Origin of the sequence: Chryseobacterium sp., assembly GCF_045629545.1 — a bacterium.
In the GTDB taxonomy this organism is placed as follows: domain Bacteria; phylum Bacteroidota; class Bacteroidia; order Flavobacteriales; family Weeksellaceae; genus Chryseobacterium.
Map to the genome: position 1 here is coordinate 26,379 of NZ_JAZQRK010000053.1, position 24,450 is coordinate 50,828.

The following is a 24,450-nucleotide window of genomic DNA, read 5'->3' on the forward strand; positions in this document are numbered from 1 at the left end:
TCCTAAAAAATCGATATATTTTTTACAAAATTAAGAAAAATTATTTAAACGAAAAAAATATATGAAACATTAACAATAATTAACATGGCTGATAAAAATCATTAAAATATTCAAATTATTTTCCCGATGTTTTTGTGGAATCTGTTTTTGTTTCATTTTTAATAGTGGAAGTATTTTTGTCTTTTCTTCTCTTTTTAAAGAAAGAATTAAAGCTTTTACTCCAAACGATACCTCCTCCATATGCCTGATTGGCAGAGCCATTACTTGAGGTTGTACCCATTCCCATACCAATATTTGAAGGCTTGGAATACCCTCTTAGAAGCAGCGTACCGTCGTTCTTCTTAGAAATATCATACTCTACTGACCCTTCACCCGACAAGTAATTGTTGGTATCTGTACCTGCCCCTTCAGTTTTGGTAAGCGGAATACCAAGTCCTGTTTTTACTTTTATTCTCGGAGATAATGCGAAACTTACTCCTGCATTAGCTCTATCACCCGTATTAGAATACTGATCTCCTTTTACATAATTCAGGTCAATTTGGAATTCGTTACTCATGGTATTCAAGACAGAACCCAATTGTTTCAGAAGCATATTATAACCTGAAGATTCTGCTACTCCAATAGCATCAATATCTACTCCACCAGAGTTGGACACATTAAAACTATTTAATAATAATATAGAACCAAATTGCAATACATTTTCACCCTCAGTCTGATTAATTTTTGATGCCAAAGTTTCCTTCACTTGACTACTTACATCAAGTGCAGTAACATTTAGTGCAATCTTTGGATCATTTAATGTATTGGTAATATTGGCTTGAAGCATAATACTGATAGGTTGTAGTTTTCCCATGTTTAGGTATTCTCCAGCATTAGACACCATTCTTACATAGTTGGCAGAAATTTCCAAAGCGGGCTTCATTGCATCACCATCCCAGCGGATGCTGCTATTTTTCTGAATCTGGAAAGTCCTATCCAAAATAGCTTTGGATACAAAAGTTCCGTTATCTACCATATATGTACCATTCATGGCAATTGCACCTCTTCTACTCATCTGGAAACGCAAGTCCTTTGCTGTTCCCTTCACCGTAATATTTCCTACATCATCACCTACTAATACATTAACGGTAGTTCCTTTATCGACATCCAAATTAAAATCCAAATTCATATTGGCGCCGGTTCTTTTTTTCTCTTCAAGGGTAACCAAACCATCTTTTCCTTCCCTCAGAAACCTCAACATTTTGAATTCTTCTACATTAGAGGTAGAACTAGAGTTGAAAGTAAAGGTACTTCCATTAAGAGCCTTCATATTAGGTGTAGAGATGCTAAGACCTGATACTGGTCCATCTACATAGAGATCACCTTGCCCATATACTCTACCCCAGAACAAATCGTAGTCTTTTTGTACAGTGTTTAGCACCAAAAGATTATCTGCTCTCATTACGAGGTTAACTCCCATAGAAGAAAGCGTCTCGAATTGAATTGCACCTGATATTGATCCTTGAGAATTAGATCTTCCATCACGTACCCCAATATTGTTCATAATAGCTAAGCCTTTAGAAAGTGGAATCACCGTATCATCAAAGGAATAATCTACCCCAGTAAATAATAATTTCAATCCAAATTCTTTAAGGCCAATATCACCACTGTAATCTAGATTTTTTAGATTACCATTTATTTTGAGATCTCCTGTAGCTTTTCCTCTCAAATTTCCGAAAATAGTTTGTACAAATTGTTGAGTAAAAGCGATATCAAACTCCCTCATCTCTGCAGTAAGATCTATTGTTGGAGATTTGGTATTATTATTTACAGTTCCAGTAAGATGTAGGTTATTATGCCCTAGAACGCCCGCAGATGTTGCTTTCACATCTATATCATAAACATTCAGAGAGAAGCCATTAACGGCAGAAATGGTAAGATCTCCCATTTCGTTTCCATTCATCATAATATCATCCACCGTTAGATCTACCAAAGGCTGTAATGTGCTTTGGTCCATCTTAATTTTTACACTTCCATTGGCAATACCTTGAATATCCATTGCATTGCCACCACCTTGCATCTGCAAAATTTTTTCAATAGCTAAATTTTGTACATCAGCATCTATATAGAAGTCTTTGGCAGATTTGAAGATGGCATTATTAACGAGTAATGAACTTTCATCTGAAAATATCTTTAGATTGACTATTTCAAAATCTTTAGTTTTCTTCCTATAACTGATATAGTGATCTTGAGGTGATGTAGTATCTATAGCCCATTTCACCTCATTAAAATTAACTTCTGTAGGTTCGAATCTAAAGATAAAATCCCCAGCTGCGTTTGAAGTCTGGTTGAAATTAATGCTGTAATTTTTCAACTGATCTTCTAATTCATCATCAGCACTACCATATTTGAGATTAGTTGCTATATGTAAGAGCGTATTATCATCATTCTTACCAGTAAGTATAATATCTTTTAGAATATTTTTATTGTACTCTACTCTCTTTATTTTTGCGTACAATTGCTGATCTAGATTAGCCGTATTGATTCTCACCATCACACTATCCACCATAGCACTATCTTTAGAAATAGTCGCTCTTTCGTTAATTTGATAAGCAGGATTAGCAGTTGCAAGTGCTTTGTCAGCTTCAGTAATTTCCTCTTTTTTGGTCATCACATATTTCAATGATGCTGCATCTAAATTGAGTATTAAATTATTAGAATTTCCGTCGTACTGCCCTTCTACTAAAGCACCGTTTGGAAGTTTTAGATCAGGCATAAAATAACTTACTAGACCTTGCTGAACATCAAAATTCATTGCAAAACTCTGATTTCTATACATTTTTCTTGGTGCTGGACCCACCAATATTTTCCCTAAACCATTTTGTACCATTCCGGCAAGATCTCCAAGATTATATTTACCAGAAATCTTTCCTTCTACAGCTCCAGGAGCCATCACATCTATTACTCTTCCTCCATTTTCCATGTAGGTTTTCAACTTTGCATTGGGAATATGGTATTTTTGAGTTGCAGTGGCAAAATTTACATTATTAGCATCAACATCTAATGTAAGATCATTAATAGTAGACATTGCCAATTTCCCAACCACCTGTCCGCTTACAATTTGATTTCCAGCTGTTCCTGTGAAGTAATTAAGGTTGAGGTAATTCACATCTGCATTTACATCAGCAAAAATTTTAGAAGTACTAAAGTCTATTAGCCCTTTTACATTGGCTTTTGCTTGTTCGTCATTTACCGTAATCAAACCGTTGTATTTTTTGTGATCGAGCAGACCGTCAAGATAAAGATTATTAATTTCCTTATTCATGATTTCAATACTAGAAATTTGAGATTTGGTTCTCAATTTCATAGTATTCACATCAAAACTTTGCCCATCAATATCAAATCTACCCGATATCAAACCAACCGCTTTACTTTTGGTAATCACGGAAGTATTGAGGTCTTTCACTTCCGCAACACCTACAAATTTGGGTACAGAAGTACTATAATCCGTCAAAGAAAAATTGGTAATCTTGGCTTGCCCAATCCCTGTCATTAAATTTCCTTTGGCAACAAAAACTTGTTTTGGAGTGACTTTGGCTGTTCCATTGAATTTTAATTTGCCAAAATCATCTGCAAAATCTTTCATTTTACTAGATATAAACTTTGGCATCATTGCTTTCAGATGTATATACGTAAAATCGGCAGATAAACTATTGGTTTCTATGTTAAAATTACCCTTCAAAAGGTTGGTTATAGCCATATTCTGAGTAGCGATATTGACATCAGGATTTCGAATTAAGAAATTTTCTAAAGTAAAATTATTCAGAGGACCCTGCATTTTCCCAGAGATATTAAATGGAATAAAATTGTCCCAATTGGTTACAAAGTAGCTGATATCATACCCACTAAGTTGACTACCCAATTTCATGTTCATATCCCATCTTACATTATCAGCAAAACCCGCCCATGAACCTTTGTGAAGATTAAATTTGACATCCCCTTGTAATAAAGAATGGTCTGTATTTAGTGTCAAATCCTTTAATGAAAGAAAATCTTGCGTCATGGTAAGCTCTGTAGAAAAGGTATCTACGAAATGAGATTTCCCCCATCTTTTAGTAATAAAGGTAAAGTTATTTATCTGTGCAGATATATTTATGCCATTTACCTTCACTTTTGGCGCGTGCAAATTGACCTTGGTAGCAGTGAGCCAATTTCCCGGTTCACCTGGAGAATTTTGGTTAACAATAGAAACCTTAGAATCAACAATATCCAAACGAGAATTGAGTTGAAAAGGAGGTTTATTCGGGTCCGCTTTTTTACCGCTATCAAATAACTTGGTAAATCGGATAAAGTTGGAGATACTATCACCTTTATAGGTTATCACTTTTATATCTGCGTTTTTCAGGGATAGCGCATCGAATCCTAAAGAATTGTTTTTATTAATATTAGACAGTAAAGAAAACCAATCTGAATCTGCTGTAAATTCTTTTGCTTTAATGAATTCTAGTCCTTTGTAATCTTTTATTTTTAATCCTCTTATAATTACATCACCAAAAAAATTAACTTCTACACTCTCTGTAGACATATCTGCCTTAAAGTCTCTATTTACAATCTGTAATGCTTGGTTAGCTGCCCATCGCTTCGTAACTGGGAGATTTATGGCAATAAGAACAATCGCTATAAGTGAGACTACAAACCAAAATAAAATAAGGAGCAATTTCGCCCACCAAGAATAGCTGGTAACATCTTTAGCAGCTTGTTTTCCAAATTCTTGCGCAGTATCTATCGGATGATTAATAGCATCAGAAGCTAGTTCAGAAGCCTCTTTCATTGTTTCCTGAACATTATCAACCGTTTTCTGTACCTGATTACTTAAGTTATCAGCTATAGATTTTTTGTTCTCATTTTCGTTATTATTCTCTAACTTTGCCATTACTATGAGTGACTCTATAATATTAGGTATCGAGTCGTCTTGTGACGACACTTCAGCAGCCATCATCAAAGGAAATTGTATACTATCCAACATCGCGGCAACCCAAGATATCCATAACGAATATGGAGGTGTGGTTCCCGAATTAGCCTCTAGGGCGCATCAGCAAAATATTATTCCCGTTGTTGAAAGATCTATCCTTAAAGCAAATATACAACAAAATGCTATCTCTGCCATAGGCTTTACTAGAGGTCCAGGTCTTTTGGGCTCTCTTCTTGTAGGTACCTCTTTTGCCAAATCTTTGGCAATGAGTCTTAACGTCCCTTTGATAGAAGTAAATCACCTTCAGGCTCATATTTTAGCGCACTTCATCGACGATGCAAATCCTATGCCGCCAAAATTTCCATTTTTATGCCTTACCGTAAGCGGTGGACATACGATGATTGTGTTGGTAAAAGATTATTTCGACATGGAAGTTGTGGGTAAAACCATTGATGACGCTGCGGGGGAAGCTTTCGATAAAATTGGGAAAATATTAAATTTGGATTATCCGGCGGGTCCTATTATCGATAGATTGGCGAAAGAGGGAAATCCAGACACGTTCAAATTTAACAAGCCAAGATTAGAAAATTACGATTATTCTTTCAGTGGGATAAAAACTTCTGTGCTTTATTTCATCCAAAAGGAAGTGCAAAAAAATCCTCAATTTATCAAAGAAAACCTTAATGATTTGTGCGCATCAATACAAAAATGCATTGTAGAAATATTGATGAATAAACTGGAGAAAGCATCGAAAGATTTAGGAATAAATGAAGTTGCCATCGCTGGTGGAGTTTCTGCAAACTCTGCACTAAGAGCGGCAATGGAAAATAATAACAAAAAAATGAACTGGAATATCTACATTCCAAAATTCGAATATACCACTGATAATGCTGCAATGATTGCCATGGTGGCAAAACTAAAATTTGAGAGAGGTGAATTTACCGATATCAGATCAACAGCAACCTCAAAGTACGATTTATGAAAATATTGTTAGAAGAAAAGATACTTGTAAAACAAGCAAAAAGTAAGGCGAAATTCTATTGGATTCTAGAAACTGTAACTGGTAAAACGGGAAATGTAAGCGATGATTTGGGAGAACAAAGCACAAGTTCGGAAGAAGGTTATCTACAAAACGTAAAAGAAGAAATTATTGAAAAAATAAATGCTGAAAATGTATTTAGTTTTTCTTTTGAACCGAAAGAAGGCGATTATTTATCCATCAAAAATAATTTAAGAAAAAACGAATACCTTAATTTAATTTATATGAGTAATAAATGGATTGAGGAAATCTACTCTTGTACTTACAGAGATTGCGATGGCGACATCTATACAACGATAAAAACAGGTGTGGCATTTTTGAGTGATAACGAAATTACATTCTAAAAATTATTTTTAAATAACAATGAAATTATTTTTTGGCGAAATACATCAGCAAGAAGTCACCATCCATGATGAAGAGCAACAACATATTATAAAAGTTCTTCGCATGAAAAATGGAGAAGATATTCATGTTACAGATGGTAGAGGAAATTTGGCATCGGGCAAACTGTCTATAGAAGGTAAAAAAGCTTCCATAATTGTGGAAGAAATAGCGAATAATACGCCGGCTTTTTCATCAAATCTTCATATTGCGATTGCTCCAACTAAGAACATAGACAGAATAGAATTTTTTGTAGAAAAGGCAGTAGAAATGGGTATTTCTGAGATTACAATTCTTCAAACTGAAAAAACGGAACGCAAAAATATTAATATTGATAAAATTCGAAAACAAGCTATTGCTGCATCAAAGCAAAGTTTGAGATTTCATTTCCCAATCATTAATGATTCTATGAAAATGGTTGATTTTTTAAAGAATATCAATGCCGAAACTACATTTGTAGCTCATTGCAATGAAAGTCTAGAGAGATGTGAGCTTCAAAATATCCCAAATATGGAAAACTATACTTTTCTGATAGGTCCAGAAGGAGATTTTTCGGAAAAAGAAATTATGTTCTTAGCAGAAAAAGGCATAAAAGCGGTTTCGCTAGGAAACCAAAGGCTGAGAACAGAAACCGCAGGTGTTTTTGTCGCAGCTTGGAACTACAACAACATGATCTAAAATAATTGAAAAACTTACGTATTTTTAGTTCTCGCTTGAGGACTAAAAATATGATAAGGAAAAAATACCGTAAGTATAAATAAATTCGTGGTTTCAAAATTTGCTAAAACGAATTTCATGGTGTACAAATGGAAAGTAAATAGAAATACCATGAAAAATGTAAGCAATTTTCTATTGAAAGCTCCCAGAAAGCACAAAAACTGCATTGCAATACCTGAAATTGTTACCACAATCCATAGATTTTCGTACAAATACAAACTCTGCATCCAATCCGGAATTAAAGTATCTGCTCTATAATAATTATCATAAGTATTAAGTTTCGCGGCATCACTGTTTATCCACAGCAATTTATCTGTTTGCTTTACTACATTTTTTACTGTTCCTAATATCTTACCCATCCCTGCCAAACTATAAGTAGCCAGCAATCCGAGGTAAAAATATTGTACATAACGATAGTCTTTTTCTTCCAAATTTTTTGGAAGTAAGAATATACTTAAAAAGAATGCCAATATAACCACATGATTATCATGATGTAAACCATAATTGGCTGAAATTGGCAAATTGATAATAGCTGTCAGTAAAAACAAAACTCCATTAAGAATATAAGATTGCTTCCAAAATGTAACTAGAAATAAAAATCCACAAGACAGAAGCATACCTAGGAATAAAGCTTGTGAAGGAAATTCAGGAAAAAGAAACTTTTGAATATCAAAAACAGGCTCATATAAAGCTTTAGGTCTTCCCTGATAAGCCAAAAATTTGGTATACTGAACATACAACCAATACAAACCAAAAATTCTTATTGTGTAGTAAAGAATTTTATAATTAAAAACGGTAAGCTGCGGATATTTCATTATAATTTAGAAATTAATTGGTAATGACTATTTTTCATTTGACCTCCTATTTCTTTAGGATTATACGTTTCTTTAAAGACCAAATAATTATCAAATTGAGGTGCGATATCTTTAGCAAAAATTAGTAATTTCTTTTTATTTATTTCAATATTATCCTTATTTTCTATTTTATAAGAATAGGTATCGGTAATAAGCGCCTTATCATTTGCTTCATAAAATGCGGTTGGCGTATTTCGTATTCTTACCGTATCATTATTTTTTATTCCAAATAATACATATCTCTGCTCTGTAGGTAAACCTCCACTAGGAACTGTAAACAGCTTCCAACTTGCAAATGGATAAATCTCTTTGAACCCTTTTTCCATGATCATCAAACTGGCTAATGACAAGAAAATAGACGCAAAGAAAAGATATGTAGTGATTTTTTTCATTAAATGCTCAAATTTTTATCTTTATTGTACTTATCTAGTATTTGCTCACCACTTTTAATAGAATTTACTGCCCAACGAATCTTCATCTTCAAGAGCTTTTCTTCGTCTAGCTTATAGTCTATCGAAGATTTCATTAGTTTTTGTTTCAGCTCGTACATACAAATTGATGCCGCTACAGAAACATTAAAACTTCTTGTAAAACCGTACATCGGAATTGCTAAAGTTTCATCTGCAAAATCCAAAATTTCTTGCGTTACGCCTTCCATTTCAGTCCCAAAAACAAGCGCTATTGGCTCTGTAATTTCGTATTCGGGAAGCATTTTGGCATTATTTTCTAGAGAAACTGCTACAATTTTGTAACCTCTTTCTTTTATTTTTTGCAATGAAGCTATATTTCGAGGCAATTTTTCTACTTCTACCCAAGTATCTGCACCTTTTGTAACACGAAGATTGGGTTCAAAATTATTTTCTTCTTGTAAGGCAACTACTTTGTGAAATCCACAAGATTCTACCGAACGAACGATTGCTGCTGCATTACGAAACTGATATACATCTGCTAAAACTGGCAGTACAAAATCTGAACTTTCGGGTGCGAAATGTTCTATTTTTTCTAATCTTTCATCAGTAAGAAACTGCTTTATGTAGTCGAATGTTTGTTTTAAGTCTTCCATCTATTTCAAATCTTTGCAAATTAACGTAATTTTGAAATTCTTAACCCGATACTTACTCAATTTCTTTAATAAAATATTGCATGAAAAGAAAAGTCTTGCTGATCTACACTGGTGGAACCATTGGAATGGAAAAAGATTACGAAACTGGAAGCCTAAGAGCTTTTGATTTTGGAAACATTTTTGAGAAAATGCCCGAAATGAAGCTGATGGAATGTGAAGTTTTTGTTCACCCTTTTGCCAAACCTTTAGATTCTTCGGATATGGGACCGCAAGAATGGAAAATTATAGCTCACTACATCAAAGAAAATTACGAGTTGTATGATGGTTTTCTTATTCTTCATGGTACCGATACAATGTCTTATACTGCATCAGCATTAAGTTTTATGCTAAAAGGGTTAAAAAAACCAGTAATTCTTACGGGATCTCAACTTCCTATTGGTGATCTAAGAACAGATGCCAAAGAAAACCTATTGACGAGTATTTATTACGCGAGTTTGTACGAAAATAACGAAGCTGTAATACAAGAAGTGACGATCTATTTCGAGTATAAATTATTGAGAGGAAATAGAACTTTAAAATATTCAGCAGAGTACTTTGATGCCTATTCTAGTCCCAACTACCCTATTTTGGGACAATCTGGTGTGCATCTGAATATTGCTAAAGAAAATCTGTATAGAAACCATGCCTATACACAACTGGAAATAGACGACTATATTTGTGAAGATGTTTTGTTTTGGCGAATTTTCCCGGGTATGAATCTTAGCTCTTTTACAGAACTCCCAAAGATGAAAGTTCTTATTTTGCAGGTTTTTGGTTCTGGAACGATATTTAGCAACGAAAAAACGCTAAAAACTTTACAGCAGATTAGAAATAACGGAACCGAAATTGTGGTTGTGAGCCAATGCATTTCTGGTGGAATTTCATTTGGGAAGTACGAAAATAGCAATATTTTCTCTAAAATTGGTGCAATAAGTGGTAAAGATATTACCGCAGAAAGTGCCATTACAAAAGCAATGCATCTTATTGATAACCCGACTTATACTGGTAATTTTGCAGAGAACTTCTCTAGAAGTCTTTGTGGAGAAATTAGTGAGTAATTAAAAAAATCTTTTGTAAAGTCGATAAAAAAGTATATTTTTGCAGTCTCCAAAACAGAGAGGTGTCCGAGTGGTTGAAGGAGCTAGCCTGGAAAGCTAGTGTACGGGTAACTGTACCGTGGGTTCGAATCCCATCTTCTCTACAAAAAAGTCTTAAGATTATTCTTAAGACTTTTTTTGTAAAATAATATAAGAAAGTATAATATACAAATAGGTAGTTCCCTAGCCCTGATTGCAGCGGCATCCTTTTTTTTGCGATGGACAAAGGCAAAGGCAAAAAAAAGATACAGCGGAAAGCAGGAATTAGCTTCTCACAAAATCATTAGTTGCAAATGCTAAGGAAACTGTGTTGATGAAAATGTCTTTTCATGGCAGATGCAGATTGCAGTTGTTGATAAATACTGTATTCGAAAGCCTCGATAGATTTCAATTTTTTATCGATAAAATCTGCAATTCTCACCATAGAAAAATAGAAATTACGATACAAAGAAATATCCACGGTGTTGCCAAAATGCGGTAAAAATGCGCGTAAAAAAGGCAAAGCCGTTTGGTGAACATCGTAATCTAAGCAATACCCAGTATTTTCTCTAGCCATGATGATTTCGTAGTGATTGATGTAACTCAGCACAGATTCGTCCTCTTTCATAGAGATGTTATTGTGGTAAAAATGCTTATTAATTTTATCTAAAACACATTGTGCATACTCCAACATTGTAATGGTTTTCCACTCTGAAACCTGATGTAGATTTGTGTTACATCTGCTAGATTTATCGTCTATATTAAAGGAAATTCCGAAATTATCTGCGGCAGGGAAATAGCAATTTTTCACTTTTATAGTGGCCTCAGTTTGCAATTTATTTTCTAAGAAATTATAACTTAAATAAGGTTTGTAGATGGATGCCAGATGTCTTAAAAAGTCGATCTCGTTGGTATTATGATATTCTTCAAACCATTGTTCTAAATGATTGTAATAATTGTTCTCGAAATTTTTAAAACTTAAGTAAAATGGTGATTGCATGACTTACATATTTTGTTCTGCAAAGCTATACTCGCATAGCGACAAAACTTGTCGTATTATATTTTTTGTAACTTATTTTGAAAAAAAAAATCATAAAAAAAGCTTGAAATAATGTTTTCGAACCTTTTTGATCGCATGTTTGAATTATATTAAAATTGCTTCCAACCACTTCGCAAACTTTAGTAGATATGCGCCAACGTTGCAAACTGTTTCTCTTTGGTTTCTATAAGCTACATCTTTGCATATAGCGCATCTTTTTGGTGGAGTAAAACTTCCAAATATTCTGCTATATAATTTCTGGATAGCTGATTGTTAATATTTATATGAGCTTTTAATAGATTAATAATAATCATGCAAAGCTAGAATTAGATTGGCCTCGGCAATTTGAATTTTTTTCATTTTAAGTTCATTTGAGTTAATCACGTAATTTATGAATTCGCTTATCATATTGTATGCTTAGAATTTAGCAATTATATTGCAACATCCATCCACTCATCAACTCATGATGATGTATAATTCTTTACACATTTTGAAAAAAATGACTTATAGAATTTAAAAGTATACGATCAATTTCTTTAATACCAATCTTACTTTTAGCTAAATTATTTAGAGAAAAAGGAATTAAAAATTGAATATGGTTCCTCATTTGATAGTATAAAAAGATGCTCAATTCCTTACATTCCTTACATTATCAACAATGTTTAACTCATATTTAAAAAAATAGATTATAAATAATTTTTGCCTAAAAATTATTCAATTAATAATATATTAACATACATAATAAAATTAATTGTAATTTTACCCTACAAATGCCCACAGAATAAGAATTTATTAAAATTTTAAAATCACAATGAAAACATTTATTTCAACATTAGTAGTATTCATCGTACTTACAGCATGCCAAAACACAGCAAAAGATCCGGATGTGAAGGTAGCAAATGAAGCTTCAGTTTCTCAAGACGAGATTACAAAGTCTCTGATTACAGATAGCTATGGTTATGAAATGGAAATCATTCGAAATCATTCGAAAAATACGGTAACCATTCACCTCGATGGTAAAACTTATCAACTCAAAAAGAACGAGTCTACTCCAGGATATTCTACGGAAGACAATAAATATTTGTATACTGATACCAAAAATGAAGTTATTTTCACAAAAAAAGATGTTGAAATGGTGCTCTTTCGAGGTAAAAAATCTCAAGAACCTGTTAGGGTACATTCAAAATAAAAATAGACGCTTCATATAGAGCGTTTTTTTTTTAGATCAAAATCTATCAATTGAAACTTCTTTAGGAAGTTCAACACTATGTTCAATATTCTCATAGAGTGCATTGGCGAAATAACATCCATTAAGGATTCCTCGAGCGCCCAAACCATTGAGTATAAACAAATTTTTGTGAATAGAATGCGCTCCTACAATCGGCCTCCTATCTTTCACAGTAGGACGAAATCCGAAATGAACTTCCTCAACTGAGAATTCTTTGCAGTATATTTCAGACAAGCCATTATTTAATTGTTCTACTGCAGATTCATCTACCTTTTCATGTAGCTGATCTCTATCATAAGTTCCACCATAGAAATACAAACCGTTATGAAGAGGAAATAAAAAGTGTTTCTTTTTTATGGTAATATTTTCAGATAAATCTTTTGATAATTTTACACGGATATGATGTCCCTTATTAGGAACTACGGGTAGATTAGAAAAAAATGGATTATTTTTCACTCCCATTCCTTCGCAGAATATTATATTTCGAAAATAATAGTCTTTGTAAAGTGAATTTTGAGTATCAAAAATTTGATAATCAAATTTTTCTTTTACTAAATATTTTTGTTCTTCCAAATAGGCAAGCAAGTCTGTAAAGAAATCTTTTACATTCAGTCTAGCAGATTGCTTCACTTTTCCAGTTGAGAAATTATTTTTCACCTCATTTATATCATTAAAATCCTCACTTAAAAAATGTGTTAATTCTGGAGTTTGAGATTTTTTCAGCCATAATTTTTGTTCATTTTCATCATGAAAAATTCTGTGAATTTGTGCCTCTATCAAGTAATTTGAACCTGTATACTGTTCAATCTCATGGAGCGATGTTTTCAAAAAATCGAGTTGCTCTTGTGCCAACCAAAAGGTAGTAAACTTCTTTAGCACTACAGGATTTATAATACCAGCAGAAACCTGTGATGCACTTTTTCTTCCCTCAGAAAAGAGAATAAATGATTTGTTATTTTTAATTAATTGATGCGCAAAAAATAACGCTGCATATCCGTCTCCAACAATAATATAATCTACATTTTTCATAATAAAAAAAACCTGAGTAAAAGTACTCAGGTTTTTTATAAATATCAAGTGAAATATTAGTAATTCCACATATCGTTTTCCATTTCTAGAATCTGCGCTTTAATTCTGTCACTTTCTTCCAATTGCTCTTCCGCATTTCTTGGTAGATAATCTTTAATTAAACCATCGCCTGCTCCCGTAGAAGATTTATAGATAATAGATGAAAATCTTCTTGAGTTGATAACATCATCAAAAGACAAATCAGCAGAAGAATTACTTTTATTAAATACAAAATTATTTGATAATATTTCTCTTGCTTTTGGGTAATATACCCAGAAGAGATCTACCAATTCATCTGCTCCAGCCAAAGGCATACCATCAGGACCTATTCTACCTAATGAAGATGGATCTGGACCCATTGCCGCAAGGCCTAGTGGTCTGTACTTCATTTGACCATCTCTCTTATCAATAAACCACATTCCGAATATTTTAAGAACTTTTACTTTTTCCGTAGTTGTTCTGATATGATCGGTATATTGTGCTTTTTCGGCATCTGTTAATTGTCTTCCAGAGTTGATTATTTCTATTGCCTCATCATCTAATCTTACACTTTCTAATTTCTTCTGAATTCCTTCAGGACTCAATTTTGTAGTGAAGTTTTCGTCATCATAGACTTCTTCAATTTGCTGGTTTAAGGCAGCATCCAAAAGAATTTGGTATAACGAACTTGTATTTTTAGATAATAATGCATTTGGATTATCATAATAGAATGGCTGATTGATTTTATCATTCATGTCAATGATTTCCCAAACAAACATACTTTTCAAGATGTCCTTGTCATCTACGAATCCGTATTCAAGTGGTTTTACTTTATTACTAATAACAGTATCTCCAACTTTTCTCATATTTTCAGCTCTCATTTGTCTGAACTCCTCCGGAGAAGAAGCATTTAGAATAGTCTGAGATAATGCAAACCCAGAAACTAATACTAAAAGACTGCTAATATATTTTTTCATAATATGATTTTACAAATTAATCTTATTGAACGTTGATAATAATTGGAGAAATCTCTTTCAATCTTTGGTTTCCAAGACCTGTAGCAGTAGCTTGGATGTCATAAATCTGAACTACATCTCCTGGTCTAAGGTTTTTCAACACCCCTTCAGCTGCAGATAATGAGCTTCCTTGGATCATTGTTCCTGCTCTTCCTGGAAGTTTCAAAATAAAGCTATTAACAGTAAATGAAACTGGGAAATCGAAATCTACTAATGCTGCAGTAACAACCTGATTAGGGATAGAACTTGCTGGCATAAAGTTAACAGATTTTCCTCTAATTTGTCCTGAAGGTCTAGGGATTCCTTTAATTCTGTAATCAAATGATTGAGAAACAGATTTTCCAGTAGCGTCTGTACCAGACAACGTTACCTTAACAACATTGCCAGTAGACGGAATTACATTCCACTTACCTTTTCCTGTATTTTTAACTACTGCACCTGGAGCAGAAAGAGATAATTTAGAATTATCAGCACCTAATATAGAACCTGTAACAGGATTTTCTAATCCTCTATACATTACGTTCATTTTATCCGCAGATAATAATAATCCTTGTTCTAGCTTCACTTGTTGTGGACCTGCAATTACATTATATGTATGCGTGAAAGGATATGTTGTAGCCTTCCCTGTAGCATCTGTAAGTGTGATTACACCTCCAATTTTGCGTTCTCCTTCTCCACCTGTGTTAAGAGGAAGATAACCTTTACCATTTACTTGTCTACTAACTCCACTGATGCTTATTTTATTAGAATTAGAATAAGTACCCAACATTATAACAGCTTCAGCTTTTTTACCAGACTGTACGTCAGTAGGAGCTGAAACGATAGCTTCATATTGATTGAACTTGATACTAGCATCTACTTTTTCTGACAACATTAATGCTAATGCATCAGACTGTACATTTCTTGCATCATTCTGAATAATTTCTAAATTCGAAATAGCTGCAATTAATGGTTGGTGATAGAATTTATTTTGAAACCAAGTTTTTCCGTTAGGAGATTTACCCTGAGGATACTCAGCAACAAGAGACTTGTTAGCTCTACTTACAACATCTTTCAGAGATTCATTATTACCAAAAGTTTCAGAGATATATTTTCTAATATCATCCATTTTTGCTTTTAAATCTGCAGCGCCTTTACTTGTTTTAGTTTCGTCACCATCATTAAAGAAATAGTGTGTAGTCGCTTCATTATTATTCAGAGCCGAGAAATTTTCACTAATATCCAAATCTCTTCCAGTTTTTGGATCTTTTTCATGAAAATCAGATTTTTTCTTAAGTTCAATTTTAATTTCGTCAGCTGATTTTACAAGAACGTCTATTTTACCTTTCAAAACTTTGTACTGCTCCCAAGGTGTAGCATAAGTATCTGGTACTTGCTGAGCCTTAGCTTCAAGAGTTTTTTCAAAGATTTTTGAGTTTTTATCCTCCGTTAGTAATCTTGTTTCATTAAGAGATTCTGTTGTATTGTAGAACGATCTAATGATTTCAACATCAATATTGAGGGCCATCATCGCGATGAACACCAAATACATAAGGTTGATCATCTTCTGACGTGGAGTCTGTTTTCCTTTTGCCATTCTTTTTTCTTTAGTTTAAGTTTAAATTGATGGTTCGGAATTATGACTTCATAGCAGTTAACATACCACCGTATACTCTATTTAAGCTATTTAAATTAGTAGTTAATCCGTTCAATTCTTGGTTGAATTTTTGAGAATGCTCTACTGATTTTTGCATATCTTCTACATATTTTTTAGCAAAATCTGACTGTCTTTGAGTACTTTCCAACTGCATTGCATACAAAGCATTCATGCTTTCCATGTGGCTTGCAGCTTTGTTTAGCTGGTCGTTGTACTTATGTGTAGAGGCTGAAACGTCTACAGTTTGATTGATTTGGTCTACTGAGCTTGAAAATTTATCAATTCCAGCTCTTAGTCTATCAAAAAGTTGTACATCTAGTTTGGCATCCTGTAACATTTGATCCAATTTCGTAGAAAGAGAATTTTCTAATTCTGCGAACTGGTTTCCAACATTTTTATTAGAAATATTAGAATGTATTGGATTCGGGTTTGCATTTTTATCCAATAATTCTGGATAAACATTTTCCCAATGATAAGACTCTTCGGCTGCTGGTGGATCAAAAGCGAAGATAATGAAAATAATAGCTTCAGTTACTAGACCAATAGTAAGGGCGATATTCCCATTAATAGGTCCAAAAGTGATGTGAGTAATTTTAAGCCAAGCTCCAAGAATTACAATTGCAGCCCCGAATGAATAGAAAAAGTTCATCCAAGCATCTTTAGTCTTAAACATATAGTTAGTTTTTTTTAAGTGTTAAATCAAATTGTTTTGAAAAATTTTGAGATATAAATTATTTATTAACTCTTTTTACTTTTACAGCAGCTTCAGGGATATCTTGTACCGTTCTGAATCCGATATAACTTCTTGCAGAGTCTTTTACTTCATAATCTCTAGCACCTGTCATCAACATATATCCCACATCTTTCCAAGAACCTCCTCTAACAGACTTCTTAGTATCATTTTTATCTTTTGTAGTAGGATTAAGAGTAGAGGAGAAGGTATAAGATGAATTGTTATAACCAGAATCTGTCCATTCAGAGACGTTTCCAGCCATATCAAATAATCCAAAACCATTTTTCTTAAACTTCTTCACTGGAGCAGCATAAGTGTAGGTTCCTTTTTTCTCATCTTCCATATAGTTACCACGTTTCGGTTTGAAGTTGGCAAGGTAACATCCTCTATCATCCATCAAATAAGGACCACCCCAAGGATATGTAGCATTTTGTTTTCCTCCTCTAGCAGCATATTCCCATTCCATTTCTGTAGGTAGACGGAAAATCATCGGCTTTTGTTTCTTTCTTTTTAAACTTTCGTTATAATCTGATTTCAACTTTGTTCTAAAATTACAATATGCTCTAGCCTGATCCCAGGTTACACCTACTACAGGGTAATCTTTGTACGCTTTGTGCCAGAAATATTGCTCGAACAATGGTTCGTTATAAGCAAAGTGAAAATCCTTTACCCATACTGTAGTATCAGGATAGATAGCAATACTTTCACTCTTCAGGAAATTCACTCCTCTTTCGTTGTCAGCTAATGCAGCATCCATATCTCCCCACTTGTAGTTGTATTTCAGTTTACTTACATCTAGAAGTCTCTCGCTACCTACTCTAGAAGAAGAAGGTAAATACATAGACTCTAAAACTTCAGCATATTCTACATCTGGATATTTGGTTGTATTCCAATGTAACGGAATTTTCCAATCTAATCTTTTACTATCATCATATCCGTCTCTACCACCAGAACCTTCTAAGTACTCTTGGTAAGGAGTAAGATTTTCTTCTTTTTTTGCAAGATAAGCGTAATCTCCAATGCTGGCACCTTTTTTACCCCCTTCTCCGCCTTCTCCAGCTGCCTCAGCAAGCATTGTTCTTGCGATAGAATCTCTTACATAATTGATGAATAATCTGTACTCAGCATTTGTTGTCTCAGCTTCATCCATAAAAAAGGAAGATACTGTTACTGTTTTTAGATTGGCTTTTTCAGGACTGTTTGTAGGGTCCCAATCAGCTAAACCAGCTACAAAAGATCCTCCAGGAATAGCAACCATTCCAAAGGGTCTTTCAGCAACAAATGATTTTGTTTTTTCTCTTGGTATCAATTCTCCTTTTGTTCCAGGTTTCCCCGCTGAGGATCCACCACCTGAACAAGATACCGACGCTACGGACGCAGACAATAATAAAAGAAATATCCTTTTCATGTTAATTTTTATAATTAAGCCGTAAATATATAATTTTTTTAAGAAACTTTTAAGATTTTTTTCAGAATAACGCAAAAAATCTAAATTTATTTTATTCGCAACTATTTTTACTCTACTGTTACGGATTTAGCAAGGTTTCTAGGTTGATCAACATTAGCCCCTCTATACACTGCAATATAGTAAGCCAGCAATTGTAAAGGCACTGATGCTACGATTGGAGAGAAACACTCTGACGTTTCTGGAATTTCAATTACATAATCTGAAAGCTCGCTTACTTGCTTATCTCCTTTATTAACAACTGCTATTACTTTTCCTTTTCTAGCCTTTATTTCTTGTACGTTACTTACAATTTTATCATAATGACCTTTTTTAGGTGCTATAATTACAATTGGCATATTTTCATCGATCAATGCAATTGGCCCGTGTTTCATCTCTGCTGCCGGATACCCTTCTGCATGGATGTAAGAGATTTCTTTTAGTTTCAATGCACCTTCTAATGCTGCTGGATAATTATACCCTCTTCCTAAATAAAGGAAATTAGTAGCATCAATAAAATCTTTAGCGATTGTTTGCGTTAATTCATGAGTCATCTCTAGAACCTCCTCAATTTTTTTCGGCATTGCATTCAACTCAGTAATCAAATTCATGAATTCTGCGTTCCCTAAGTTTCCATTATGTTTACCTAGTTTAAGTGCTATTAATGATAGAATAGTCAACTGAGCAGTGAATGCTTTTGTAGAAGCTACTCCAATCTCTGGACCTGCGTGTGTATAAGAACCCGCATCTGTAATTCTTGCAATAGAAGAATCTACTACATTACAGATACCATAAATAAATGCTCCTTTTTCTTTAGCCAATTTAAGAGCGGCCATTGTATCGGCAGTTTCACCAGACTGAGAAATTGCGATTACAATATCTTTATCAGTGATAATCGGATTTCTGTATCTAAATTCGGATGCATATTCTACTTCTACAGGGATTCTTGCAAAATCCTCAATTAGATATTCTCCAATAAGACCTGCATGCCAAGACGTACCACAAGCAATGATAATAATTCTATTGGCATTTTTGAACTTCTCCATATAATCCCAAATACCAGCCATTTTTATTACCCCTTCCTCTACAATAAGTCTTCCTCTCATTGTATCCTGAATAGATTTTGGCTGTTCGAAGATTTCTTTAAGCATAAAATGCTCATATCCTCCTTTTTCAATTTGTTCTAAACTTAGTTTTAGCTCTTGAATTTCAGGAATGATTTTAGAATTATCTGTAATTGTTCTGATATCTACTCCATTTTCCAATGAAATAGTTGCCATATGACCTTCTTCAAGATAGATAGCTTCTTTTGTAAATTCTACGAAAGGAGAGGCATCTGAAGCGATAAAATATTCTTTTTCGCCAATACCAATTGCCAATGGAGAACCCAATCTTGCTACTATTAGCATCCCAGGATAATCATCGTGCATTACAGTAATTGCATACGCTCCATATACTTCATTTAGTGCAAACCTGACTGCTGTAGGAAAATCAGTTTCAGTATTTAGCTCTGTAAAATATTGGATAAGATTAACTAGTACTTCAGTATCTGTCTCAGATTTGAAAGTATATCCTTTGCCTGTAAGCATTTTTTTGATGGTATCATAGTTTTCTATAATTCCATTATGTACTACAGCAATTTTTCCGTTATTAGACAAATGAGGATGAGAGTTTCTATCACTCGGTACACCATGTGTTGCCCAACGAGTGTGTCCCATTCCTACCTTTGCAATACCTTTGAGTTGACCAGAAATTGCGACTAAGTCATCTACTTTTCCTTTCGTCTTCTCAACGTTAAATTTATTATTTGTATTTTCTAGCACTATACCTGCACTATCGTATCCTCTATATTCTAATCTTCTAAGACCATTAATTACAATTTCGTAAGCGTCTTGAAATCCTGTATATCCAACAATTCCACACATAATTAAAGTTTTTTGTTCTATTTGTATTTTTAGTATTATTTAGAGCTTAATGTCACTCTTAATTTTATTTGTTTTTCATTGGTTGGATCAGAACCCACAAATACCGCTCTAGAAGTAGAATAAACTCTACTTGTGTATTGATATCCTAATGGTGTAACACCATCAGAACCTTTAAGGAATTCTGCCAAATCAATTTTAAAGAATTTATTATCATACCCTTCTCCCGACTCTACAATGTCCTTTAGTGATTGAGTGACTACAAAGTCATAATATGCTGGATTTTTATCTAAATCATAAGCAGTCATATAAGATAAAGCAAGTGGTGAAGTAAGTTGTATCATATCTTGTGTGTATCCTTTTTTGGCCAAAACATTTTTCACACCATGTTGAACAATAGTAAGAATTTTTGGCTTCGAGTAACCATTATTCCATGCTATAGGATCTGTATATAATCTTATTTTTGCACTGATGATTGCGGATTTGTTATCTTGGTACAATTTCTTCAATTTATCTATTTCTGAAGGTTTGAACTTAATACCAATAGAGTTTCCACCCATCCCTTGTGTATACAATTTTGCATCTCCATTCTCAAGATTTGGTGTACCCACATTATTTATTTGTGAGTCAGATCTATCAAAATGTATATGGCTCATGTGTGCATTACCCCCTCTAATATTGAAAGCAAAAGTACTTTGTGGTCTCGTAGTGGTACTGCCATCTACTTTATCATTCTTATAATACATGATTAATTGCATATCGTTTGGTGCAATTTGCATCAAGTATCCATCTTCTTCTTGTACAGAAATTTTTAGACCTCTGAAATGCCTGATGAAATTGGAGACATCTTTTAATTCTGCTTGTCCTTTTTTGTCTATAATTTTATTTTGAAAGAATACAGGATTCAATTTTATTCTTACGCCAGGTTCTGAACTAAATAGAGAACTATTATCAGCATCCTTATTGATCGCCACAGAACTCACGTTTCCAAAAATCTCTTTAGATCCCAAAATGGTAGAAGATACGGCATAGTCCTTATTAGAATATGCTTTATCATTATATCCATTTAGAAATTCTGTCACTTCCTGTACTTTGATGGTCATTTTTCCACCATTTAATTTAGTTTTTCCGAATTTTTTAATGGGATATGTATTTACTACTTTTTTTGCAGGTATACTATCCAATGGATAGATAAAATCTTCTTTAGTAGTAATTTTAACAGAATCTGATGCCGCTTCATAATCAGGTTTTACCACCAAAACAACAGAATCTACTATAGCATTAGCACCAAAATCTGGATCATAAGTATTCAGCCTTACTTGCGTGAAATAAGAAGCCTTTTGTTTTCCGAATTGGCCCTCTTTGAATGCACCTAATGCTGCGTATTTTAATTGAGAAGCATCACTTTGGATACTATCGTTATTAATAATATTATAAGCAATTAGATCAAACAGAGTTTCGTTCCCATTGGCAGCATCATCTAAAAATAATTGTTCGCCCATAGAATCTGGTTCGGGCTCACAGCTAGAGATTATATAACCCCCAAAAATCACCATAGTAAGTACAGTGATTGTTTTTTTTATATTATAAATCATCAAAATGTAGTATTAATATAGTTTGTTGATAGAATCTAAATCCAAATATTCTGACTTTGCAGTAGAAGTTTCGTTGTAAGCAGCATCTAAATCTGCATCCAAAAACTCGTCACCTTTTACTACTTCGTTCACATATTTCATACTTTCAATAACAAAACTTCTGAAACTTGGCTGCTTCAAAGCATCAAGATCAATTATGTTATCAAATTTCAATTTATCTATAATTGAATTATCTAATGGTGCATCTTTCTCGTTATACAAAGAGAGTACAATTTTAGCATCTTTAAAATAAGTATCAGACTTGTAATATGTATTCAAATAAACAGGGATAAATGATGCCATCCACCCATTGAGATGTATTACATCCGGCACCCAATTTAGTTTCTTAATGGTTTCTATTACCCCTCTTGCAAAGAAAATTGCTCTTTCATCATTATCACTAAACGCCTTACCTTCATCATCAAAATAATATTGTTTTCTCTTGAAGTACTCTTCATTATCAATAAAATATACCTGAAGCCTTTCTCCTGGTAGTGATGCTACTTTTATGATAAGGGGTTGATCTAAATCGTTGATTATGATATTCATTCCAGATAGGCGGATTACCTCATGAAGTTGGAATTTTCTTTCACTTATCTGTCCAAATCTTGGCATAAAAACTCTTACATCATTGCCTTCACTGTGCATTTTAAGTGCCATTTTGTTTACCACTGTTCCTAAATTGGTGTCTTCCTGGTACGGGTACATTTCTGTGGTAATGTATAGTATTTTCTGATTGGGCATATAATTTTATATATAATTTAAATAATTCATTAATATGCAAAATTACAAAAAAACATTCAACATTGGTTTAATTAACATTTTTTTAGTACAATCCACATAAACAAAGTATCATATCATAAAATTAATATGAGATAATTTAGTAATTTTGAATTGTATTTAAAATAAGATATGAAAGTTCTAAGAAACAAAAAAACATTTCAAGATTATATAGAAAGACAAAAAGAGATGGGAAAAAAAATTGGTTTTGCACCTACAATGGGAGCATTACACGATGGACATCTTTCCTTGTACAAACAAGCGAGAGCAGAAAATGATATGGTAATCTCCTCTATTTTTGTTAACCCTACACAATTCAATAACGCAGAAGACCTGAAAAAATACCCTAGAGATACGCAGAGAGATATTTCTATTTTGGAAAAATCGGGTTTGGTAGATGCGGTATATTTACCTGAAGTAGAAGATATTTATCCTGAAAAAGCAGTAAGCCAATCCTATGATTTTGATGGATTGGAAAATGAGATGGAAGGAAAATCTAGGCATGGACATTTCGATGGTGTAGGTACTGTTGTAGAAGAATTTTTCAGGCAAGTAAAACCAGATAATGCATATTTTGGAGAAAAAGATTATCAGCAGCTTGCTATTATTAGAAAATTGGTAGAAAAAAAGAAACTTCCCATCAAGATTATTGGAGTTCCTATCTACAGAGCCGAAAATGGTTTAGCGCTAAGTTCTAGAAATCAGAGATTAGAAGAGAGTAGAAAAATAGCTTCTACCATCATATATGAAAGCTTAGTAAAGGTGAATGATTGGTTTCGTGTCGTATCTGTACCAGAAATTAAAGAAAGAATTGAAGAAATTTTTGATGATCAAAAGGGGATGCAATTAGAATACTTTATGATTGCTGAAGAGGAGAGCCTAAAAGAAACTGATTTCTTTTATAAAGATAAAAACTACAGAGCCTTTATCGTCGTAGTCGTAGATGGTGTTAGATTGATTGACAATATGCATTTGGACTAATTCTTTAAGCTTATTATATGACTTAAAAGGTCATAAAAAATCAAAGACTTCCAAAAGGAAGTCTTTGAACACCAAATCACAAAATATTAATATGAAAAAAATTTACTATTCAGTAAATTTGTGACCCGGCTGGGATTCGAACCCAGGACCCATACATTAAAAGTGTATTGCTCTACCAGCTGAGCTACCGAGTCGGTCTTTTATTTAATAATAAACATTTGGAACGATCTAAATACTTATTATAATAAATTCTTATTTAAATAAATTTCCAAAAGGAAACACGTTAACACCAAATCAAAAAATAGTAATGTAAAAAAATCTACCATTCAGCATACATGTGACCCGGCTGGGATTCGAACCCAGGACCCATACATTAAAAGTGTATTGCTCTACCAGCTGAGCTACCGAGTCGGTCTTTTATTGATATTTGAATATAAAAAAATCTACATACAAATGATATAATTTTGCTTTTATAAAAATCAAAGACCTCCAAAAGGAAGTCTTTGAACACCAAATCACAAAATATTAATATGAAAAAAATTTACTTTTCAGTAAACTTGTGACCCGGCTGGGATTCGAACCCAGGACCCATACATTAAAAGTGTATTGCTCTACCAGCTGAGCTACCGAGTCGGTCTTGTCTTTTTTTTGCGTTGCAAAGGTAAAAATAATTCCCCACTCACACAAATTATTCTGCTGTACCTGCGACTGGACTTGAACCAGCACATCCTTAGGAAACCACCCCCTCAAGATGGCGTGTCTACCAATTTCACCACGCAGGCTAAAAAAATCATAATAAATTTATAATATTTTTGCTAGTGACCCGGCTGGGATTCGAACCCAGGACCCATACATTAAAAGTGTATTGCT

The 24,450-nt window shown here is 33.5% G+C and carries 19 protein-coding genes and 5 tRNA genes; 7 read left to right on the forward strand and 17 right to left on the reverse strand.

Annotated elements, in window-relative coordinates:
• Positions 1–115 precede the first annotated feature (115 nt).
• Complete coding sequence (locus tag ACKI42_RS13240) at positions 116–4,912, reverse strand: translocation/assembly module TamB domain-containing protein (RefSeq protein WP_407406056.1); 4,797 nt, start codon at positions 4,910–4,912, stop codon at positions 116–118.
• Positions 4,913–4,916: 4 nt separating this feature from the next.
• On the opposite strand from ACKI42_RS13240, the gene tsaD reads away from it, so the two are divergent.
• From tsaD to ACKI42_RS13255, 3 genes are read left to right on the forward strand one after another with little or no spacing between them, the layout of a single operon-like run.
• Complete coding sequence (gene tsaD / locus ACKI42_RS13245; protein ID WP_407406057.1) at positions 4,917–5,933, forward strand: tRNA (adenosine(37)-N6)-threonylcarbamoyltransferase complex transferase subunit TsaD; 1,017 nt, start codon at positions 4,917–4,919, stop codon at positions 5,931–5,933.
• Positions 5,930–6,334: a hypothetical protein gene (locus tag ACKI42_RS13250; RefSeq protein ID WP_407406058.1), complete on the forward strand. Its 405-nt coding sequence runs from the start codon at positions 5,930–5,932 to the stop codon at positions 6,332–6,334. The genes tsaD and ACKI42_RS13250 overlap by 4 nt, the downstream gene beginning before the upstream one ends.
• A gap of 19 nt (positions 6,335–6,353) precedes the next feature.
• The gene (locus tag ACKI42_RS13255; protein WP_407406059.1) at positions 6,354–7,049 is read left to right on the forward strand and encodes an RsmE family RNA methyltransferase; all 696 of its coding nucleotides are present in this window, start codon (positions 6,354–6,356) and stop codon (positions 7,047–7,049) included.
• A gap of 14 nt (positions 7,050–7,063) precedes the next feature.
• On the opposite strand, the gene ACKI42_RS13260 is transcribed toward ACKI42_RS13255, so the two are convergent.
• The 3 genes from ACKI42_RS13260 to ACKI42_RS13270 are packed head-to-tail and all read right to left on the reverse strand — an operon-like array spanning position 7,064 to position 9,005.
• The gene (locus ACKI42_RS13260) at positions 7,064–7,903 is read right to left on the reverse strand and encodes a hypothetical protein (protein WP_407406060.1); all 840 of its coding nucleotides are present in this window, start codon (positions 7,901–7,903) and stop codon (positions 7,064–7,066) included.
• Entirely contained in the window at positions 7,903–8,334 is a 432-nt protein-coding gene (locus ACKI42_RS13265) for a hypothetical protein (protein ID WP_407406061.1), read from the reverse strand. Before ACKI42_RS13265 ends, ACKI42_RS13260 begins: the two co-directional genes overlap by 1 nt.
• Positions 8,334–9,005 carry a TrmH family RNA methyltransferase gene (locus tag ACKI42_RS13270; protein ID WP_407406062.1) on the reverse strand — a complete coding sequence of 224 codons (672 nt, stop codon included), beginning with the start codon at positions 9,003–9,005 and terminating at the stop codon, positions 8,334–8,336. The genes ACKI42_RS13265 and ACKI42_RS13270 overlap by 1 nt, the downstream gene beginning before the upstream one ends.
• 80 nt (positions 9,006–9,085) lie before the next feature.
• Between ACKI42_RS13270 and ACKI42_RS13275 the strand changes: the two genes are divergently transcribed.
• Together ACKI42_RS13275 and ACKI42_RS13280 are read left to right on the forward strand one after the other, a co-directional pair.
• Positions 9,086–10,102 carry an asparaginase gene (locus tag ACKI42_RS13275; protein ID WP_407406063.1) on the forward strand — a complete coding sequence of 339 codons (1,017 nt, stop codon included), beginning with the start codon at positions 9,086–9,088 and terminating at the stop codon, positions 10,100–10,102.
• A 56-nt stretch (positions 10,103–10,158) separates the two neighbouring features.
• A tRNA-Ser gene (locus tag ACKI42_RS13280) sits at positions 10,159–10,245 on the forward strand.
• A gap of 179 nt (positions 10,246–10,424) precedes the next feature.
• Here the strand turns inward: ACKI42_RS13280 and ACKI42_RS13285 are convergent.
• Entirely contained in the window at positions 10,425–11,120 is a 696-nt protein-coding gene (locus tag ACKI42_RS13285; RefSeq protein WP_407406064.1) for a hypothetical protein, read from the reverse strand.
• Between the two features lie 850 nt (positions 11,121–11,970).
• Here ACKI42_RS13285 and ACKI42_RS13290 point away from each other — a divergent pair.
• Positions 11,971–12,348 carry a hypothetical protein gene (locus tag ACKI42_RS13290; protein WP_407406065.1) on the forward strand — a complete coding sequence of 126 codons (378 nt, stop codon included), beginning with the start codon at positions 11,971–11,973 and terminating at the stop codon, positions 12,346–12,348.
• A 36-nt stretch (positions 12,349–12,384) separates the two neighbouring features.
• On the opposite strand, the gene ACKI42_RS13295 is transcribed toward ACKI42_RS13290, so the two are convergent.
• The 8 genes from ACKI42_RS13295 to ACKI42_RS13330 all read right to left on the reverse strand — a co-directional run bounded on the left by ACKI42_RS13295 (position 12,385) and on the right by ACKI42_RS13330 (position 22,563).
• Positions 12,385–13,416 (reverse strand): NAD(P)/FAD-dependent oxidoreductase, encoded by a 1,032-nt coding sequence (locus ACKI42_RS13295; protein WP_407406066.1) that lies wholly within the window; start codon positions 13,414–13,416, stop codon positions 12,385–12,387.
• A 56-nt stretch (positions 13,417–13,472) separates the two neighbouring features.
• On the reverse strand, positions 13,473–14,411 hold the full coding sequence (gene gldN, locus ACKI42_RS13300) for a gliding motility protein GldN (RefSeq protein WP_407406067.1): 939 nt from the start codon (positions 14,409–14,411) through the stop codon (positions 13,473–13,475).
• Positions 14,412–14,433: 22 nt separating this feature from the next.
• Complete coding sequence (gene gldM / locus ACKI42_RS13305; protein ID WP_407406068.1) at positions 14,434–16,026, reverse strand: gliding motility protein GldM; 1,593 nt, start codon at positions 16,024–16,026, stop codon at positions 14,434–14,436.
• Positions 16,027–16,066: 40 nt separating this feature from the next.
• Positions 16,067–16,759, reverse strand: a complete 693-nt coding sequence (gene gldL, locus ACKI42_RS13310; RefSeq protein ID WP_407406069.1) for a gliding motility protein GldL — start codon at positions 16,757–16,759, stop codon at positions 16,067–16,069.
• 58 nt (positions 16,760–16,817) lie between these two features.
• Positions 16,818–18,227: a gliding motility lipoprotein GldK gene (gldK, locus tag ACKI42_RS13315; RefSeq protein ID WP_407406070.1), complete on the reverse strand. Its 1,410-nt coding sequence runs from the start codon at positions 18,225–18,227 to the stop codon at positions 16,818–16,820.
• Between the two features lie 107 nt (positions 18,228–18,334).
• Complete coding sequence (gene glmS, locus ACKI42_RS13320) at positions 18,335–20,188, reverse strand: glutamine--fructose-6-phosphate transaminase (isomerizing) (protein ID WP_407406071.1); 1,854 nt, start codon at positions 20,186–20,188, stop codon at positions 18,335–18,337.
• A 35-nt stretch (positions 20,189–20,223) separates the two neighbouring features.
• The gene (locus tag ACKI42_RS13325; protein ID WP_407406072.1) at positions 20,224–21,780 is read right to left on the reverse strand and encodes a DUF4270 family protein; all 1,557 of its coding nucleotides are present in this window, start codon (positions 21,778–21,780) and stop codon (positions 20,224–20,226) included.
• 12 nt (positions 21,781–21,792) lie between these two features.
• Complete coding sequence (locus ACKI42_RS13330) at positions 21,793–22,563, reverse strand: glycogen/starch synthase (RefSeq protein WP_407406073.1); 771 nt, start codon at positions 22,561–22,563, stop codon at positions 21,793–21,795.
• A 168-nt stretch (positions 22,564–22,731) separates the two neighbouring features.
• On the opposite strand from ACKI42_RS13330, the gene panC reads away from it, so the two are divergent.
• Entirely contained in the window at positions 22,732–23,580 is an 849-nt protein-coding gene (panC, locus tag ACKI42_RS13335; protein WP_407406074.1) for a pantoate--beta-alanine ligase, read from the forward strand.
• Between the two features lie 121 nt (positions 23,581–23,701).
• On the opposite strand, the gene ACKI42_RS13340 is transcribed toward panC, so the two are convergent.
• The 4 genes from ACKI42_RS13340 to ACKI42_RS13355 all read right to left on the reverse strand — a co-directional run bounded on the left by ACKI42_RS13340 (position 23,702) and on the right by ACKI42_RS13355 (position 24,362).
• Positions 23,702–23,774 (reverse strand) — tRNA-Lys (locus ACKI42_RS13340).
• 144 nt (positions 23,775–23,918) lie between these two features.
• Positions 23,919–23,991, reverse strand: a tRNA-Lys gene (locus ACKI42_RS13345).
• 149 nt (positions 23,992–24,140) lie between these two features.
• A tRNA-Lys gene (locus tag ACKI42_RS13350) sits at positions 24,141–24,213 on the reverse strand.
• Between the two features lie 66 nt (positions 24,214–24,279).
• A tRNA-Leu gene (locus ACKI42_RS13355) sits at positions 24,280–24,362 on the reverse strand.
• Positions 24,363–24,450 lie beyond the last annotated feature (88 nt).

Excerpts from the sequence above, each read along its gene's own strand:
- gldM (WP_407406068.1), bottom strand. The coding sequence starts at position 16,026 with ATGGCAAAAGGAAAACAGACTCCACGTCAGAAGATGATCAACCTTATG.
- ACKI42_RS13330 (WP_407406073.1), bottom strand. The coding sequence starts at position 22,563 with ATGCCCAATCAGAAAATACTATACATTACCACAGAAATGTACCCGTAC.
- ACKI42_RS13265 (WP_407406061.1), bottom strand. The coding sequence starts at position 8,334 with ATGAAAAAAATCACTACATATCTTTTCTTTGCGTCTATTTTCTTGTCA.
- ACKI42_RS13255 (WP_407406059.1), top strand. The coding sequence starts at position 6,354 with ATGAAATTATTTTTTGGCGAAATACATCAGCAAGAAGTCACCATCCAT.
- ACKI42_RS13325 (WP_407406072.1), bottom strand. The coding sequence starts at position 21,780 with ATGATTTATAATATAAAAAAAACAATCACTGTACTTACTATGGTGATT.
- ACKI42_RS13295 (WP_407406066.1), bottom strand. The coding sequence starts at position 13,416 with ATGAAAAATGTAGATTATATTATTGTTGGAGACGGATATGCAGCGTTA.
- tsaD (WP_407406057.1), top strand. The coding sequence starts at position 4,917 with ATGAGTGACTCTATAATATTAGGTATCGAGTCGTCTTGTGACGACACT.
- gldK (WP_407406070.1), bottom strand. The coding sequence starts at position 18,227 with ATGAAAAGGATATTTCTTTTATTATTGTCTGCGTCCGTAGCGTCGGTA.
- glmS (WP_407406071.1), bottom strand. The coding sequence starts at position 20,188 with ATGTGTGGAATTGTTGGATATACAGGATTTCAAGACGCTTACGAAATT.
- ACKI42_RS13285 (WP_407406064.1), bottom strand. The coding sequence starts at position 11,120 with ATGCAATCACCATTTTACTTAAGTTTTAAAAATTTCGAGAACAATTAT.
- gldN (WP_407406067.1), bottom strand. The coding sequence starts at position 14,411 with ATGAAAAAATATATTAGCAGTCTTTTAGTATTAGTTTCTGGGTTTGCA.
- panC (WP_407406074.1), top strand. The coding sequence starts at position 22,732 with ATGAAAGTTCTAAGAAACAAAAAAACATTTCAAGATTATATAGAAAGA.
- ACKI42_RS13240 (WP_407406056.1), bottom strand. The coding sequence starts at position 4,912 with ATGGCAAAGTTAGAGAATAATAACGAAAATGAGAACAAAAAATCTATA.
- ACKI42_RS13275 (WP_407406063.1), top strand. The coding sequence starts at position 9,086 with ATGAAAAGAAAAGTCTTGCTGATCTACACTGGTGGAACCATTGGAATG.
- gldL (WP_407406069.1), bottom strand. The coding sequence starts at position 16,759 with ATGTTTAAGACTAAAGATGCTTGGATGAACTTTTTCTATTCATTCGGG.
- ACKI42_RS13290 (WP_407406065.1), top strand. The coding sequence starts at position 11,971 with ATGAAAACATTTATTTCAACATTAGTAGTATTCATCGTACTTACAGCA.
- ACKI42_RS13250 (WP_407406058.1), top strand. The coding sequence starts at position 5,930 with ATGAAAATATTGTTAGAAGAAAAGATACTTGTAAAACAAGCAAAAAGT.
- ACKI42_RS13260 (WP_407406060.1), bottom strand. The coding sequence starts at position 7,903 with ATGAAATATCCGCAGCTTACCGTTTTTAATTATAAAATTCTTTACTAC.
- ACKI42_RS13270 (WP_407406062.1), bottom strand. The coding sequence starts at position 9,005 with ATGGAAGACTTAAAACAAACATTCGACTACATAAAGCAGTTTCTTACT.